Genomic DNA, 15,254 nt, shown 5'->3' on the forward strand with positions numbered 1-15,254 from the left:
GCGCAGCTACCCTGAGCACTTGCCGGAGATCGAGTACGACCCGGGCGATCGGGTGCTCAAGGTCGGACGCATCGGGCAGGTCCGCTTCAATGGCCGGAGCCTGTTTGTCGGCGGCGGCCTGGCGGGAGAGCGGGTTGCCATCCGTCCGACCACGACCGACGGCGTCTTCGACGTGGTGTTCATCCGTAAGACCGTGCGCCAGATTGATCTCAGGCAACCCAAGCCATGACCATCAACCCGTTACCCATGTCTCCCGACAAGCGTTACCCATGTATACCGGCTGAACACATAGCGCACCCTACGATCAAGCACGAGTTCCGAACGGTGCGACGGTGCTATCGGTAGGGTGCGCCGTGCGCACCGGCTGTTCAGCAAAAGCGAGGAAACAGGTGCCGCCGTGAAGCAGCACCCTGGAACCTCAATCCGCAGCGGCACGCACCGGATTGCGGAGGGCCGCAAGCGAGTCGTGTGTTGCGTCCACTGGCTGGTCATCCAGCAGCGCTTTGCACAGCGATACGCACAGTCCCACCATCACCAGCAGGAACGGCGCGGCGAAGATGATGGCGGCGGTCTGCAGCGCATTCAGGCCACCCATCACCAGCAACACAGAGGCCGCCGCGCTGGTCAGCACGCCCCACAGTGCCACCAGCCAGCACGGCGGCTTCAGGTTGCCGCGGGCGCAAAGCATGCCCATGACGATGGAGCCTGCATCGGCCCCGGAGATGAAGAACACGCCGACCAGCAGAATGGCCGCGAATGAGGTCAGCGCCGCGGCGGGGTATTGGGCCAGCAGCATGAACAGCGCCACCGCAGGTCCCTGGTCCTTCACGGCGGCGGCGATGCCGCCTGCGCCGGCCAGTTCCGAGTACAGGGCCGAGCCGCCCATGATCGCGAACCACACCATGGTCACGCCGCTGGGAATGACGATCACGCCGATCACGAATTCGCGAATGGTGCGGCCGCGCGAGATGCGCGCGATGAAGGTGCCCACGAACGGCGCCCAGGAAATCCACCACGCCCAGTAGAAGATGGTCCAGCCCGCGAGCCACTTCCCATCACTGAACGCGGCGGTGCGGAATGACATCGGCACCAGTTCCTGGAGGTATTCGCCTATTGAAGCCACCAGTGTGTTGACGATGAACACGCTGGGGCCCACTGCCGCCAGGAAGAGCAGCAGTACCACCGCGACCCACATGTTCAGGTTGCTCAGGAACTGCACCCCCTTACCCACACCGGAGATGGCGGAAAGGATGAAGAACACCGTCATCACGACGATGATCGCCAACGCAATGTTGTTCGATTCGCCGGTGTTCCAGAGGTAGTTCAGGCCGCTGTTGATCTGCTGCGCGCCCAGGCCGAGCGAGGTGGCGGTGCCGAAGAGGGTGGCCAGGACCGCCAGAATGTCGATCGATTTTCCCAATGGCCCGCGCACGCCCTTCTCACCAATCAGCGGTGTAAAAGCGCTGGAAATCAGGTTGGGCAGTCCCTTGCGGAACGAGAAGTAGGCGATGACCAGGCCGACGATGGCGTAGATCGCCCAGGGGTGGAATGCCCAATGGAAGTAGGCGTAGCCCATTGCGATCTTGGCCGCTTCCCTGGAGTGCGGCGGCGCCAGTTCCGGCGGTATTGTCGAAAAGTGCGTGATCGGCTCGGCCACGCCCCAGAACATGAGCCCGATGCCCATGCCGACGCTGAACATCATCGCGATCCACGATGACGTGCTGAACTCGGGTTGTTCATCGTCCTTGCCCAGTTTGATCCGGCCGAAGCGGCTGAATGCCAGGAACAGGGCGAAACCCAGAAAGAATGCGGTGGAGAGGACGAAGCTCCAGCCGAACCAGTCGATGATCTTGTCCAGCACCGCCTGCGCCGCAGTCGACAGGGCCTTGGGCCAGAGTGCTCCTCCAGCGACCAGTGAGGCCGATATCACGACAGCCCCCCAGAAAACGACCTTGTCGACGGGTGAGTTGGGTGTCTTGTGCATAGGCCTCCTCAAGCATTGCGTGCTTTTTCTTGTAAGTGCGAAACCTGCCGGGCTGGCGACAGTCAGAGCCCCGCAATGGTCGCGTGGCCGATGAAGCGCTTCTTGTGCGTGGACGATGCCCGCCGATCCAATTGCGACAGACTTCGACCGGGCGGTCGCGTTGGCGTAGCAGCCAACGACAGACGGTCGGTCCAGGCCTCAAAAGCAAAAACGGGCCCCGAGGGCCCGTTTTCGTTTGGACAAGAATCGCTTCCTTCAGATCACTCACGCCGAGCGCAGAATTTCCGCACCCGTCTCGGTTCCCGTGTCCGAATCGATCTCCTTCATCCCCAGATGCGCCGTCTCCTTCAGCAGGAACGAGCACACCGCCACCAGCGCCAGTGCAGCCGCGCCATAGGCGGCCACGCCGAAGGGGCTGCCGGTGGCGATGAGAATCGCCGTCGCCAGGCTGGACGCTGTGCCGCCGCCAATGGCGGCGCCCATCTGGTAGGCAGCGGACATGCCGGAATAGCGCATGTGGCGCGGGAACTGTTCGGCGAGGAAGGCGGGAATCGGGCCCTGGGTCGCACCCATCAGGGCGCCGACCATGACGTACGCCATGCAGGCGATGGGCAGGCTGTGGCGGCCCACCAGGGCGAAGAAGACGAAGAAGCCGGCGGCCATCAGCAGGGCGCCGAGGATCATCACGGCGCGCCGGCCCAGGCGGTCGGAGAGGCTGGCGAACAGCGGGGCGCTGATGACGATGGCAACGGACAGGGACACGTCGAACAGCAACGCTTCAGTGCTGCCGTAGCCCAGTTGGGTGGCGTAGGCGAGGAAGAAGGTGCTGCCGATATAGGCGATGGTCACGTAGCCGAAGGCGATGCCGGTGCACAGCAGCATCTCGCGAGGGCGCGAGCGCAGTGCGGCGACCAGGGGCAGGCGGGTGTTCTCTCGCGGTTGCAGCGGCTTGCCGGCCGGATTCGACAGGCGCGCGTAGAGGCCGATCAGCACCAGGACGCCGCCGAGCCAGAAGGGGATACGCCAGGCGAAGTCGGCCAGGTTGTCATCGTAGGCGGCGCTGACGATGGCGAACACGGCGGAACCGAGAATGCCGCCGATGCCAATGCCCATGCTGGTGAAGCTGCCCCATAGCCCGCGTTTACCGGCCGGGGCCGATTCGATGCCGAAGAGGGCGGCGCCACCCCATTCGCCACCTGCGGCGAAGCCCTGCACCAGGCGCAGCAGTACCAGCAGGACAGGCGCTGCAGCGCCGATGCTCTCGTGGGAAGGCAGGCAGCCGATGGCCAGGGTGCTGAAACCCATCAGCAGCAGGGTGACGACCAGTGCTTTCTGACGGCCGGCCTTGTCGCCGAAGTGGCCGAACACCATGCCGCCCAGCGGACGGGCGAAGAAACCCACGCCGAACGCACCGAAGGCCACCAATGTGGCGGTGAGCGGGTCAAGGTCGGGGAAAAACACCTGGGGGAAGACCAGGGCGGCGGCGACGCCGTAGATGACGAAGTCGTAGAACTCCAGTGCGGTGCCCAGACCTGAGACGAAGAATGTCCGGAGCGCCGATTGCGATCCCGTTGCCGGGGAAGGTTGATTTGCCATTTGCCTTTGCTCGTCTTGTCGTTGTTGGAGGGAGCTGCTGGCGGCAGGTGGCTGCCTGCCGCCTTTACGGTCAGAAGCGCACGCTGCCCGAGCGGGCCAGCACCACCGGGTTGCCCTCGGCGTACTCCAGCTCGAACGCTTCGGTGTCGATGCCGATGGTGAGCAGGGTTTCCCAGCGCTCTTTCGGCGGCAGGCTCAGGTCCGGGTGGAAGCAGATGGGGGCCTGCTCGCCCGGCTCGCCGCACATGGCGCTGGCGCGCGAGGCCAGGGTCTTGCCGGTCATGGCGCCGAGATTGCCGTTCACATGGTCCAGGCGGGCGTAAGTGGTGGAGACATCCAGGGTGCGCTCGCCGGGCACCAGCTCAGGCGCGAGGAAGTGGTTGGTGTGGGTGATCCAGCCGTCTTCGCGCGGCAGCACCACGGCAGTCGCGTCGCGGGATAGCTCGATGCTCGCGGCGCGGGGCGATGCGTCGTGACGGGAGAACACGGTCAGTACGGTGGAGGCGCTGACCCGTGCAGAGCGGGCGAGGGCGATGGCTTCGTCCACGCTGCGGGCTTCTTCCAGCAGGCGGCGGGCGATGGCATGGACCGGCACGCCGGCGCTGTCGTTGTCGCTCGCGTGGTGGAGGATGTTGAAGTGCAAGCCCAGGCCAGCGCTGTTCACGCCGATCTTGCCGAGCATGCCGAACTCGGTGAACAGCTTGACGCCCAGGCCAGCGTTGCCGGTGAGCTGCAGCATCATCCCGTGGGGAACGAGGGCGTCGTGCCAGTCCCAGGTCTGGATGGTGCGCGGTGCGTTCGCGCCGCGCGGGGCGAACACGGCGGTGGAGCACTCGCCTTCGGGCGGCGTGGGCATCACCGCGAGGATTTCGGTACGGGCATTCAACGCTGCCAGTTGCCACAACGGCAGGCCTGCCGCTTCGGCGGTGGCGACTACCTCCTGGGCCAGGGACGGGCTCCAGGCTTCGAGGGCGGCGAGGCTGGCTTCGCCGATGCTGCGCACCGTGGCCGGATCGACATCCACCTGGGAGAAGAAATCGAGGTAGAGCGATACGGTCTGCCGGATCTGCTCCGACCACCGTTCACCGATCTGCCGGCCACGAATCTGCGGGTTCTGGGTGTCGGTGACGAAGGTATGGACTTTCACTGCGAATTACCTGTTCAGCATTGGATTGTTACGGGCGTGAAGCGGCCGCGGAACACCGAAGCGGTGCCCCATGGCCTGGAGAAATCAGTCAGCGGTTGCGGGTATAAACGTCGCGGCCAGCGAACCAGGTCTTCAATACCTGGGTGTCGCGCAGAGCCTCGGGCTCGACCTGGAACACATCGCGATCGAGCAGGATCAGATCAGCCTGCTTGCCGGGCTTGAGCGAACCAATGCGGTCGTCCAGGCGAATGGCGCGAGCGGCGTTCAGGGTGTAGGCCTGGAACATGGTCTCGCGGTCGATCTCCTCGTCCGCATTCAGCACGCCCTTCGGCCCTTTCCGGCTCACCGCTTGGTAGATCGCCTTCCAGGGTTCCGGGGTGGTGATGGGCCAGTCGCTGGCGCCCGCGATGGTGGCGCCGTTCTTCAACAGCGAGCGCGCCGGGTACTGGTACTGGAACGCCATGGCGCTGACATAGGGCTGCACCAGATCGACGCTGAGTTCGTCGGCGGTGGCCCAGTAGAGCTGCATGGAGGCGATCACATCCAGCGGCTTGAAGCGGGCGAACTCCTTCGGGTTGACCATCTGCAGATGGGTGATGGAGTGGGGGATGCCACTGTTGCGGGCTTTGCGCGCCTGCTCGATACCGTTGAGGGATTCGCGCACCGCGCGGTCGCCAATGGCATGCACATGCACCAGCCAGCCGCGGGCGTCCGCCGCGTTCACCAGTTCGCCGAACTGGGCCGGGTCGAACAGCAGCTCGCCGCGCTTGCTGGAGTTCTTGTAGGGCTCCAGCATCGCCGCGCTATGTGCCGGGTGCTCCGCCACGCCGTCGGCGAACACCTTGATGCCCGGCAGGGTGAGGTTGGGCACGCCCTGGAACTGCTGACGCACCTTGTCCAGCTCGTCCAGGTCCTTGGGCGTGGCCTTCGAGTCGGCCATCAGCAGGGCGGCGACATGGGCGCTGAGCTCGCCGGAGTCGGCCATCGCCTTGTAGGTGGGCAGCACGCCGACGGAGCTGTTGTCGATGGGGCCGCCGGGAATCTCGTTGGCCAGTGGGTCCATCCAGGCGGTGATCCCCAGGCTGTTGTAGTAGTGCAGGGCATCGCGGGCGCCGGTCAGCAGCTCCGCCTGGGAGGGCAGGGGAATCAGCTCCTGGGCAGCGTAGAGGCCAGCGTCCACCAGGAATCCGTTGGGCTGGCCGTTCTCATGGTGGCCGATGGTGGCCAGCTCTTCGCCCTTGAGCGACTTCACCTTGGCGGCGTCGATACCGGCGCGTTTCAGCATGGCGCGGTTGACCCAGCCGGTGTGGTAGTCCCAGCCGGCGAAGAGGATGGGCGTGTCGGCCCACTCGCCGGCATTGAAGCGCTGCTCGAAGGCGTCGAGCTGGTCCCAGTAGCTGGTGGGCACGCCGCCGACCACCAGGAAGTCGCCGCGTTTGGCCTTGCCGTCCTCACGCCATTGGCGCAGGCGCTTCTCCAGCTCGTCCAGCGGAAGCTCCTCACCATTGAGGTTGGCCTGGTGCATCTGCAGGCCGCCCTTGACCACGTGGGCGTGGGAGTCGATGAAGCCGGGCATCAGCACCTTGCCACCCAGGTCGAGCATCTGCGTATCCGCCTGCTTGAGTCGCAGCACCTCGGCATCGGAACCCACGGCGACGATCTTGCCGTTCTCGATGGCGACCGCCTGTTGCAGGGGCTGGCCGGGTTCGGCGGTGTAGACCTTGGCGTTGTGCAGGATGAGATCGGCGGCTGCCATAGTTTCCATGGAAGAAAAGGCGAGGGCGACGGAGAGCGTCAGGGAGGCAATCGGCTTCATGGGGTGTTGGCCTTGATTCTTGTTGGTCTGAGGCGAAGACTACCCAGTCGCCGTGCCGGGAATAACGCCGAGGCCGGCATAACTTCTTTTCTGAAGTGGAAATAAAAATGGACCGATTGACCGCGCTGGGCATGTTCGTCGCCGCTGCCGAACAAGGCAATTTCAGCCGTGCCGCCGAGCAACTCGGCACCACGCCGTCATCCCTGACCAAGGCCGTGGCGCAACTGGAAGAGGGGCTGGGCACCAAGCTGTTCGAGCGCACCACTCGTCGGATGTCCCTCACCGAAGCCGGGCACATCTACCTGGAGGGAGCCCGCCAGGCGCTGATGCAATTGCAACTGGCCGGCGAGGGCGTCGAGCAGTTGCAGCACGAGTTGCGCGGCAGCCTGCGCATCACCGCGCCGCCATCCTTCGGCCCGGCCTTCCTCAATGCCGTGTGTTGCCGCTTCCTGCGCGAGTACCCGCATGTGCACCTGGAGGTGGACCTCTCCGACACCTATGTGGACCTGGTGGACGGCGGCTACGACCTTGCCCTGCGTGACGGGCCCACCGACCTGCCCAGCGTGATCGCCCAACCCCTGGTGGAAAACCGCATCACCCTCTGCGCCAGCCCCCGCTATCTGGCGGAGCGAGGCGGGGACGTGACCCTGGAGAACTACCTGCAGCACGACTGGCTGATCTTCCGCCACCCGCTGCTCAACCGGCATTTCTGGTGGGTGACCAAGGGCGACCAGCGCATCCGTCTCAGCCAGCCGGTGCCGCGCCTGGCCAGTGACAACTACGACTTCCTCCTGGCCTGCCTGCTGGATGGCCTGGGCCTGCAGTTCATTCCGCAATGGAGCGCGGCCCCTTACCTGGCGAGCGGCGAACTGGTGGAAGTGATGCCCGAGTACTGGCGCGAGCCCAGTGGCTTCGGCCCGCAGGTCTACGTGCTCTACCTCACCCACCGGCGCAACACGCGCAAGGTGAAGGTGTTCATCGAGCACTTGAAGGCGTACTGGCGGGACAGTGGTATCGCTGGCTGATAGGCGGGGCAGGGCGTCGGGCTCGAATGGATGCCGCGTGTGGTGAGCGCGCCCTGCAATCCGCATAATCCGCGCATTGCCCGAGCTGGCTGCAGCATGCAGTCAGCACCTTCCCGAACGAGGTTCCCCATGAACGAACACATCGCGCCGGTGGCGCTGGACCGTGCCTATCGCGTGCTGAATCACGGCCCCACCGTGCTGGTCTCCGCCAGCCACGACGGCGTCGATAACGTCATGGCCGCCGCTTGGTCCTGCGCCCTGGACTTCTCGCCACCGAAGGTGACCGTGGTGCTGGACAAGGCCACCCGCACCCGCGCGCTGGTGGAAAAGAGCGGCTACTTCGCCTTGCAGGTGCCCAACCTTGGCCAGCTGGAACTCACCTACAAGGTCGGCACCCGCAGCCTGGACGAGGCGCCGGACAAGCTGGCGCAGAGTGGCGTCGAGTTGTTCCGTATGGATGGTTTTGACGTACCCCTCGTGGCCGGCAGCTCTGCCTGGCTGATCTGCAAACTGATCCCCGAACCGCACAACCAGCAGACCTACGACCTGTTCATCGGTGAAGTGGTCGGCGCCTGGGCCGATACCCGCGTGTTCAAGGACGGCCACTGGCACTTCGAGCAGGCCGACGCGCGCTGGCGCAGCCTGCACTACATCGCCGGCGGCCATTTCTATGCCATCGGCGATGCGGCGGTCGTGCGGGAGGAGTGAGCGACTGGCAACTGGGTGGAGTCCCTGTAGGGTGCGCCGTGCGCGCCGACGGCGGGATCAATCCGACCTCCTGACTCGCCCTATCTCCATTTCGTCTGCGAAAGCTCCACCTCAGTGGGCGGCATCGCGTATAAATGCTTCGCAATTAGCACACGATTCCAATTACCCAGCCCCATTGCCGAAGGTCAGTCGTTCATGGATGTTCTCTCGCTTGCCTATGAGCGCCTGACCGAGCTGGTCATCGAGCCGGTCGCCAAGCAGTTTCTCGGGATCTTCGACCTGAACGGCCGTCTCGGCGTTCTGTTTCTTTTCCTGTCCTACAGCATCGCCTACGGCCTGTACCGCTACCGGAAACATCGAGGACTGACAGACGCGCGTTCGTTCTGGCAGTTCATCGGCGGGAGCCGGGTGTATTTCCACCGCTCGGCCTGGCTGGATTACCGCTACTACTTCGTGCGCGCCATCCTGAAGGTCGCGCTGGTCCTGCCCATCGTCGGCCTGGTGGACCCCTACATCCTGAAGTCCGGGGATTACATCGCCTTCTTCACCAAGCTGTGGGGCGCGCGCCCGCAGCTCGGCGAGAACCTTTCGCTTTCCCTGCTCTACGGGCTGGGGGTGTTCCTGCTGAAGGACTTCACGCATTACTGGGCGCACCGGGCCTTCCACTCCCGCTGGCTCTGGGCGTTTCACAAGGTCCACCATTCGGCGCCCGTGCTGGTGCCGGCCACCGCAAGCCGCGTGCACTTCCTGGAGAAAGTCGTCGAGAAGCTTTCCGTTGGCGTTCTTCTCGGCCTCTACGCCGGGGGCTTCTGGTACGCCTGCGGCGGGGAAGTCAGCCGCTACACCCTGTTCGGCGTGACCTATCTGGTCTTCATCTTCAATGGCCTGGCGGCGAACCTGCGGCACAGCCATGTCTGGCTGTCGTTCGGGCCGGTGGTCGAGCATGTGCTGAACAGCCCGGCCCAGCATCAGATTCACCACAGCGACGCGCCCCGGCACTTCAACAAGAACTTCGGCACCAACCTGTCGCTCTGGGACTGGATGTTCGGCACCCTCTACGTCACCACCCCGGAGCCCGAGGCGATCCGCTTCGGCACTGGCGAAAAGGACCTCGAGCGCTACCTGACGATCTACGGCCTGATCGTCACGCCCTTCGTGGACACCGCCCGCAAGCTCGCCCGGCAAAGGCGCCCACAGCGGATTCCGCTGCGCAATGGCTGAGCCTGTGCGTTTCTCGTGGGGCTATGTCGGTATCAGCTGCTGCTGAGAGGAATGGAGCTCGCTGGCAGCAGGCCTCCTGGAATTCTGTGCCTGCCGTCCCCCCTCACCCCCGGCCCCTCTCCCTGAAGAGGAGAGGGGTGACTCGCGCCTGCGAGGGACAATTCTTCCTGAAGCCAGCAGCGGCCTAAAACTGAACGCCTGCGGTGGGGCAGCTCGTAGGATGGGTGGAGCTTGCGATACCCATCGATCAAGGCTGACCGGGATCACATTGCTCAGACCAACCTACGGGGTGTCGTGCGTCTTCTGGGCCAGGCGTTCGCGGCAGAAATCCACGAACAACTGCGCGGGCTTGGTGAGCTGGCCACGCTTGAGGCGGGCGGCTACCAGGCCGGAGGTGGCGACGGGTTCGGCGATATCGACGGTGACCACTTTCTTGCCGTCGTAGGTGCACTCCGAATGGGGGCGGGTGACCAGCAGGGAGAAGCCGAAGCCCTGGCCGACCATGCCGCGCACCATCTCGATCGACGGCGAGCTGAACACGATGTTGGGCGTCAGGCCCAGTTCGTGGAACAGGCTGACGAAGTAGGTCCGGCTTGGCTGCACGTCCAGCAGGATCATCGGTTCCAGGCAGAGGTCGCGCAGGGACACCTGGGCCTGGCTGGCGAAGCGGTGGTTCTCCGGCAGCAGGGCGTAGGGCCGCTGCGGCGGCATCAGCGGTTCGGTGGCGATGGTGCTGTCCAGGTCGTGTTCGTAGAGGAAGGCCAGGTCGAAGGTGCCGGCAGTCAGGCCCTGGACCAGCTCCTGCTGCTCGCCATCGCGGATGCGGATGTCCACGCCGGGGTACTGCTCGCGGAAGCCGGCGATGAGCTGGGGCAGGTAGAGCGGGGCGACGGTCTCGAAGCAACCGATGTCGATCTGCCCGGCGACGATGTCGTTGTCCGCGAGCGCGTTCTGTTCGAACTCGCGGGCTACCCGCAGCAGCTCCTGGGCCTTCTCGTAGAAGCGTGTGCCGCTGGGCGTCAGCGACACGCCCTGGGCGTGGTGGCGGATGAACAGCTGCACGCCGAAGCTCTCTTCCAGGCCCTTGATGGCGGTGGAGATGGACGGCTGGGCGATGTACAGCTTGCGCGAGGCCTCGGCCACGCTGCCGGCCTCCACGGTCGTCACGAAATACTTGAGTTGTCGCAAGGTATAGGTAGCCACGGGCACCTCTGTTGTTGGCCGCCTGCGCACGCGCGAGGCGGCTCTCTGTGCTTGTCGTTATGGGGTGAACCTTACCCCAGGCGGCACCTGCGAGGCCGCATGAGCTGCCGAGTTTTTTCATATGACTCGAGCATATTTTTAATAATTTTCCTCTGCCGGAAGCTGGCGCACCATCTGCCTCAACCCGAATAACAACGTGACCGCACAGACGGTCGATCTGGGAGTGCAGCGTGTTCGATCTCGGCTATTGGCAGCAGCGAGCTGCCCGGCAAGCATTCACTGACAAGGCGCTGATCGGCGGTCGCCAGGTGTCCGCCGCCACTGGCGCAACCTTCGACTCGATCAATCCGGCCACCAACCAGTTGCTGGCCCGCGTCGCCGCCTGCGGCGAGGCGGAAGTTGACCTGGCCGTGCGCACGGCGCGCCGTGCCTTCAACGAAGGCCCCTGGGCACGCATGGCGCCGGTGGAGCGCAAGAAGGTGCTGCTGCGCCTCGCCGAACTGATGATGGCCCACCGTGAAGAACTGGCCCTGCTGGATTCCCTGAACATGGGCAAGCCGGTGATGGACGCCTACAACATTGACGTACCGGGCGCGGCTCATGTGTTCGCCTGGTACGGCGAGGCCCTGGACAAGCTCTACGACCAGGTGGCGCCCACCGCGCCAAACGCCCTGGCCACCATCACCCGCGAAGCGCTGGGCGTGGTCGCCGCCGTGGTGCCCTGGAACTTCCCCCTCGACATGGCCGCCTGGAAGCTGGCGCCGGCCCTGGCCGCCGGCAACAGCGTGGTGCTGAAACCCGCCGAGCAGTCGCCGTTCTCCGCTCTGCGCCTGGCCGAGCTGGCCATGGAAGCCGGGCTGCCGGAAGGCGTGCTCAACGTGGTACCGGGCCTGGGCGAAAGCGCCGGCAAGGCCCTCGGCCTGCACCCGGATGTAGATTGCCTGGTGTTCACCGGTTCCACCCAGGTGGGCAAATACTTCATGCAGTACTCGGCGCAGTCGAACCTCAAGCAGGTCTGGCTGGAATGCGGCGGCAAGAGCCCGAACCTGATCTTCGAGGATTGCCGCGACCTGGATCTGGCCGCCGAGAAGGCCGCCTTCGGCATCTTCTTCAACCAGGGAGAAGTCTGCTCGGCCAACTCGCGCTTGTATGTGCAGCGCTCCATCCAGGACGAATTCATCGAACGCCTGCTGGCCAAGGCCCGCAACTGGATGCCCGGCGATCCGCTGGACCCGGCCAGCCGCGCTGGCGCCATCGTCGACGCCGGGCAGACCGCCCGCGTCATGTCCTTCATCGAGGGCGCGCAAGGGGAGGGCGCACGGCTGCTCGCCGGCGGTCGCCGCCTGACCTTCAACGGCTCCAGCAATTTCGTCGAACCCACCGTCTTCGCCGATGTGAACAGCGACATGCAGCTGGCGCGGGAAGAGGTGTTCGGCCCGGTGCTGGCCATCAGCGCCTTCGATACCGAAGAAGAGGCATTGCGCCTGGCCAACGACAGCATCTACGGCCTGGCCGCTTCGGTGTGGAGCGATGACCTGCATCGCGCCCACAGGGTCGCCCGCGCGCTCAAGGCGGGAACAGTGTCGGTGAACACGGTGGACGCTCTGGACGTCACCGTGCCCTTCGGCGGCGGCAAGCAATCCGGCTTCGGTCGCGACCTCTCGCTGCATTCCTTCGACAAGTACAGCCAGCTGAAAACCACCTGGTTCCAGCTTCGCTGAGGTCGCTCTGACGACCCGGCCGCGTGCTCCTACGGTGCGCGGCCGTCCACAACAAGAAATCCAATCCCGTGCGTGGTGCACGCATGGGCTCTGGCCTCCTGGCCACGACTGCCTCAGCAACTGATCACAACTTACAAGTAGTGAGGGAGTTTCCATGCTCAAGTCCTTCCCGTGCATCCGTGCCACCCTCGGTATCGCCCTGCTGGCCGCCGCCAGCGTGCCGGCCCTGGCCGAGTCCTCCAACCTCACCGTGATCTCCTTCGGCGGTGCCACCAAGGCCGCGCAGGAAGCGGCCTATTTCAAACCCTTCGAACAGAGCGGCGCCGGCAAGGTGGTGGCCGGCGAGTACAACGGCGAGTTGTCCAAGGTGAAAGCCATGGTCGACATCGGCCAGGTCACCTGGGACGTGGTGGAAGTGGAGAGCCCCGAACTGCTGCGCGGTTGCGAGGAAGGGTTGTTCGAGCGCATGGACCCGGCCGTGCTCGGCCAGTCCGCCAGCTACATGCCCGGCACCGTCAGCGAGTGCGGCGTGGCCAGCTACGTCTGGTCCATGGTGCTGGCCTACAACGCCGACAAACTGGCCAGTGCGCCCAGCTCCTGGGCAGACTTCTGGGACACCCAGCGCTTCCCCGGCAAGCGCGGCCTGCGCAAGGGCGCCAAGTACACCCTGGAAGCGGCACTGCTGGCCGACGGGGTGAAACGCGAAGACCTCTACAAGGTGCTGGAAACCCCGGAAGGCGTATCCCGTGCCTTCCGCAAGCTGGATGAGATCAAGCCGCACATCCAGTGGTGGGAAGCCGGCGCCCAACCGCCGCAATGGCTGGTGGCCGGCGACGTGGTGATGTCCGCTGCCTACAACGGCCGTATCGCCGCCGCGCAGAAGGAAGGTTCGAAGCTCGCCATCGTCTGGAACGGCAACCTCTACGACCCGGATCACTGGGCCATCGTCCGCGGCAGCCCGAACAAGGCATTGGCCGAGCGCTTCATCGCCTTCGCCAGCCAGGCGGAAACCCAGAAGACCTTCTCCAGCCAGATCCCCTACGGCCCGGTCCACAAGGACGCCCTGGCCGCCTTGCCCGCCGCAACCCAGGCACAACTGCCCACCGCACCGGCCAACCTGGCCGAGGCGCAGCTGGTCAGCGCCGAGTTCTGGGTCAACCACGGCGAGGAGCTGGAAGAGCGCTTCAACGCCTGGGCGGCACGCTGAAATTCTCGCCCCTTGGCCGCCAAGTACGGTGGCCGAGAGCGGCGTGACTGACGGGGACGGCCAGCCGTATCCCGGACTACCAAGCCCGCCGGCATCTACGGCCAGGCGGGCGGATAACAAATACAAGATTGGAGAGTGTCATGAGTGCAAGTGTGTCCGTTCCTGCCCATGGGCAGGCGGAAGCGGGCGGTTTCCGCCGGGTGCTGGGTCTGGGGGCGCTGCTGTCCGTCGCCATCGGCCTGGTGGTGTCCCAGGGGGTGATGGTGCTGATGCTGCAAGGTGCCGGATTCTCCGGCCTGGGCTTCATCGTGCCGCTGGGGCTGGCCTACCTGCTGGCCCTGAGTTATGCGTTTTCCTTCTCCGAACTGTCGCTGATGATTCCCCGCGCTGGCGGCCTTTCCAGCTACACCGAAGTGGCACTGGGGCATTTCCCGGCCATCCTCTCCACCTTCTCCGGCTACGTGGTCGTGGCCATGTTCGCGCTGTCGGCCGAGCTGCTGCTGCTCGACCTGATCGTCGGCAAGATCTACCCGGGCGTGTTCCCGCCGTTCACCATCGCCTTCGGCGTGCTGGGCCTGTTCACCGTCCTCAACCTGATGGGCATCGACATCTTCGCCAAGCTGCAGACCGCGCTGGCGGTGGTGATGGTGTTCGTGCTGCTGTTGCTGGGCATTGCCGCCATCGTCGAAGGCGCGCCGAGTGAAACCGCCAGCACCGTGATCCAGGGTGACTGGAACCCCATGGGCGCCGGTGTGCTGACCCTCACCGCGCTGGCCGTGTGGGGCTTCGTCGGCGCCGAGTTCGTCTGTCCGCTGGTGGAGGAAACCAAGCGGCCGGAACGCAACATCCCGCGCTCGATGATCATCGGCCTCACGGTGATCTTCCTCACCATCGGCCTCTACTGCCTGGGGGCGCTGTTCATGGTGCCGCAGGAAGCGCTGACCACCGACGCGCTACCGCACTACCTGTTCGCCACCAAGGTATTCGGCAAGGCCGGTGAGCTGTTCCTGGTGATCGCCTCGGTGACCGCCACCTTCAGCACCCTGAACTCCTCGCTCGCGTCCATTCCGCGCATGCTCTACGGCATGGCGCAGAACGGCCAGGCCTTCCCGATCTTCAAGCGCCTCAGCCCACGTGCCCGTACCCCCTGGGTGTCGGTGCTGTTCGTGTCGGCCATCACCGGCCTGCCGATCCTGGTACTGGGCCAGGACGCCGCCTCGGTCAACCTGCTGCTGTTGGCCGCCGCGCTGGCCTGGCTGCTGGCCTACATCATCGTCCACCTGGATGTGATCGCCCTGCGCCGCCGCTACCCGGCCATCGCCCGTCCGTTCAAGACGCCGTTCTATCCGCTGCCGCAGCTCTTCGGCATCGCCGGGATGCTCTACGCCATCTGGTACGCATCGCCGAGCCCGGACATGACCGGGAAGATCTTCGGCATTGCCGGCGTGGTGCTGGGGCTGGTGTCGGTGATCGCGGTGGTGTGGATCAAGGTCGTGATGCGCAAGGACCTGTTCCGCCCCGAAGCCCTGGAGGGCACCCACTGACCCAGTGACCGATTCACCCCGGGGCCGGTCCGGTCCCGACCCCGCCCGGCAGCATGCCGGGCCCCTGCCTGCCGCCGGCCCA

11 protein-coding genes and 1 pseudogene are annotated in these 15,254 nt (G+C 65.2%); 7 read left to right on the forward strand and 5 right to left on the reverse strand.

The window, feature by feature from the left end:
* Nucleotides 1-229, forward strand: a pseudogene (locus E8E91_RS09745) (IS481 family transposase); the annotation flags it as partial.
* A gap of 189 nt (nt 230-418) precedes the next feature.
* Here the strand turns inward: E8E91_RS09745 and E8E91_RS09750 are convergent.
* The 4 genes from E8E91_RS09750 to E8E91_RS09765 form a co-directional block, all read right to left on the reverse strand.
* Nucleotides 419-1,984, reverse strand: coding sequence for a BCCT family transporter (locus E8E91_RS09750; RefSeq protein WP_280375570.1), 1,566 nt, complete (start codon nt 1,982-1,984; stop codon nt 419-421).
* A gap of 264 nt (nt 1,985-2,248) precedes the next feature.
* Nucleotides 2,249-3,580: an MFS transporter gene (locus tag E8E91_RS09755; protein WP_280375571.1), complete on the reverse strand. Its 1,332-nt coding sequence runs from the start codon at nt 3,578-3,580 to the stop codon at nt 2,249-2,251.
* Nucleotides 3,581-3,650: 70 nt separating this feature from the next.
* Nucleotides 3,651-4,727 (reverse strand): C45 family autoproteolytic acyltransferase/hydolase, encoded by a 1,077-nt coding sequence (locus E8E91_RS09760; RefSeq protein WP_280375572.1) that lies wholly within the window; start codon nt 4,725-4,727, stop codon nt 3,651-3,653.
* An 88-nt stretch (nt 4,728-4,815) separates the two neighbouring features.
* Nucleotides 4,816-6,543, reverse strand: coding sequence for an amidohydrolase (locus tag E8E91_RS09765; protein ID WP_280375573.1), 1,728 nt, complete (start codon nt 6,541-6,543; stop codon nt 4,816-4,818).
* Nucleotides 6,544-6,650: 107 nt separating this feature from the next.
* Here E8E91_RS09765 and E8E91_RS09770 point away from each other — a divergent pair, with 107 nt between their 5' ends.
* From E8E91_RS09770 to E8E91_RS09780, 3 genes are all read left to right on the forward strand, one after another.
* Complete coding sequence (locus tag E8E91_RS09770) at nt 6,651-7,568, forward strand: LysR family transcriptional regulator (RefSeq protein ID WP_280375574.1); 918 nt, start codon at nt 6,651-6,653, stop codon at nt 7,566-7,568.
* Between the two features lie 129 nt (nt 7,569-7,697).
* Complete coding sequence (locus E8E91_RS09775; RefSeq protein ID WP_280375575.1) at nt 7,698-8,276, forward strand: flavin reductase family protein; 579 nt, start codon at nt 7,698-7,700, stop codon at nt 8,274-8,276.
* Nucleotides 8,277-8,471: 195 nt separating this feature from the next.
* On the forward strand, nt 8,472-9,497 hold the full coding sequence (locus E8E91_RS09780) for a sterol desaturase family protein (protein ID WP_280375576.1): 1,026 nt from the start codon (nt 8,472-8,474) through the stop codon (nt 9,495-9,497).
* Nucleotides 9,498-9,779: 282 nt separating this feature from the next.
* Here the strand turns inward: E8E91_RS09780 and E8E91_RS09785 are convergent, their stop codons facing one another.
* A complete protein-coding gene (locus tag E8E91_RS09785) occupies nt 9,780-10,700 on the reverse strand; it encodes a LysR family transcriptional regulator (protein ID WP_280375577.1) in 921 nt (306 codons plus the stop codon).
* A gap of 230 nt (nt 10,701-10,930) precedes the next feature.
* Between E8E91_RS09785 and E8E91_RS09790 the strand changes: the two genes are divergently transcribed.
* The 3 genes from E8E91_RS09790 to E8E91_RS09800 all read left to right on the forward strand — a co-directional run bounded on the left by E8E91_RS09790 (nt 10,931) and on the right by E8E91_RS09800 (nt 15,172).
* Entirely contained in the window at nt 10,931-12,421 is a 1,491-nt protein-coding gene (locus E8E91_RS09790; protein WP_280375578.1) for an aldehyde dehydrogenase, read from the forward strand.
* 154 nt (nt 12,422-12,575) lie between these two features.
* Nucleotides 12,576-13,628, forward strand: coding sequence for an ABC transporter substrate-binding protein (locus tag E8E91_RS09795; RefSeq protein WP_280375579.1), 1,053 nt, complete (start codon nt 12,576-12,578; stop codon nt 13,626-13,628).
* Nucleotides 13,629-13,768: 140 nt separating this feature from the next.
* Nucleotides 13,769-15,172 (forward strand): APC family permease, encoded by a 1,404-nt coding sequence (locus E8E91_RS09800; protein WP_280375580.1) that lies wholly within the window; start codon nt 13,769-13,771, stop codon nt 15,170-15,172.
* Nucleotides 15,173-15,254: the final 82 nt, after the last annotated feature.

The organism is Pseudomonas sp. BN515 (assembly GCF_029873155.1).
Classification (GTDB): domain Bacteria; phylum Pseudomonadota; class Gammaproteobacteria; order Pseudomonadales; family Pseudomonadaceae; genus Metapseudomonas.

What these genes read in the sequence shown, in the direction of transcription:
- E8E91_RS09800 (WP_280375580.1), top strand. Translation starts at nt 13,769, where the DNA reads ATGAGTGCAAGTGTGTCCGTTCCTGCCCATGGGCAGGCGGAAGCGGGC.
- E8E91_RS09770 (WP_280375574.1), top strand. Translation starts at nt 6,651, where the DNA reads ATGGACCGATTGACCGCGCTGGGCATGTTCGTCGCCGCTGCCGAACAA.
- E8E91_RS09765 (WP_280375573.1), bottom strand. Translation starts at nt 6,543, where the DNA reads ATGAAGCCGATTGCCTCCCTGACGCTCTCCGTCGCCCTCGCCTTTTCT.
- E8E91_RS09755 (WP_280375571.1), bottom strand. Translation starts at nt 3,580, where the DNA reads ATGGCAAATCAACCTTCCCCGGCAACGGGATCGCAATCGGCGCTCCGG.
- E8E91_RS09795 (WP_280375579.1), top strand. Translation starts at nt 12,576, where the DNA reads ATGCTCAAGTCCTTCCCGTGCATCCGTGCCACCCTCGGTATCGCCCTG.
- E8E91_RS09775 (WP_280375575.1), top strand. Translation starts at nt 7,698, where the DNA reads ATGAACGAACACATCGCGCCGGTGGCGCTGGACCGTGCCTATCGCGTG.
- E8E91_RS09780 (WP_280375576.1), top strand. Translation starts at nt 8,472, where the DNA reads ATGGATGTTCTCTCGCTTGCCTATGAGCGCCTGACCGAGCTGGTCATC.
- E8E91_RS09750 (WP_280375570.1), bottom strand. Translation starts at nt 1,984, where the DNA reads ATGCACAAGACACCCAACTCACCCGTCGACAAGGTCGTTTTCTGGGGG.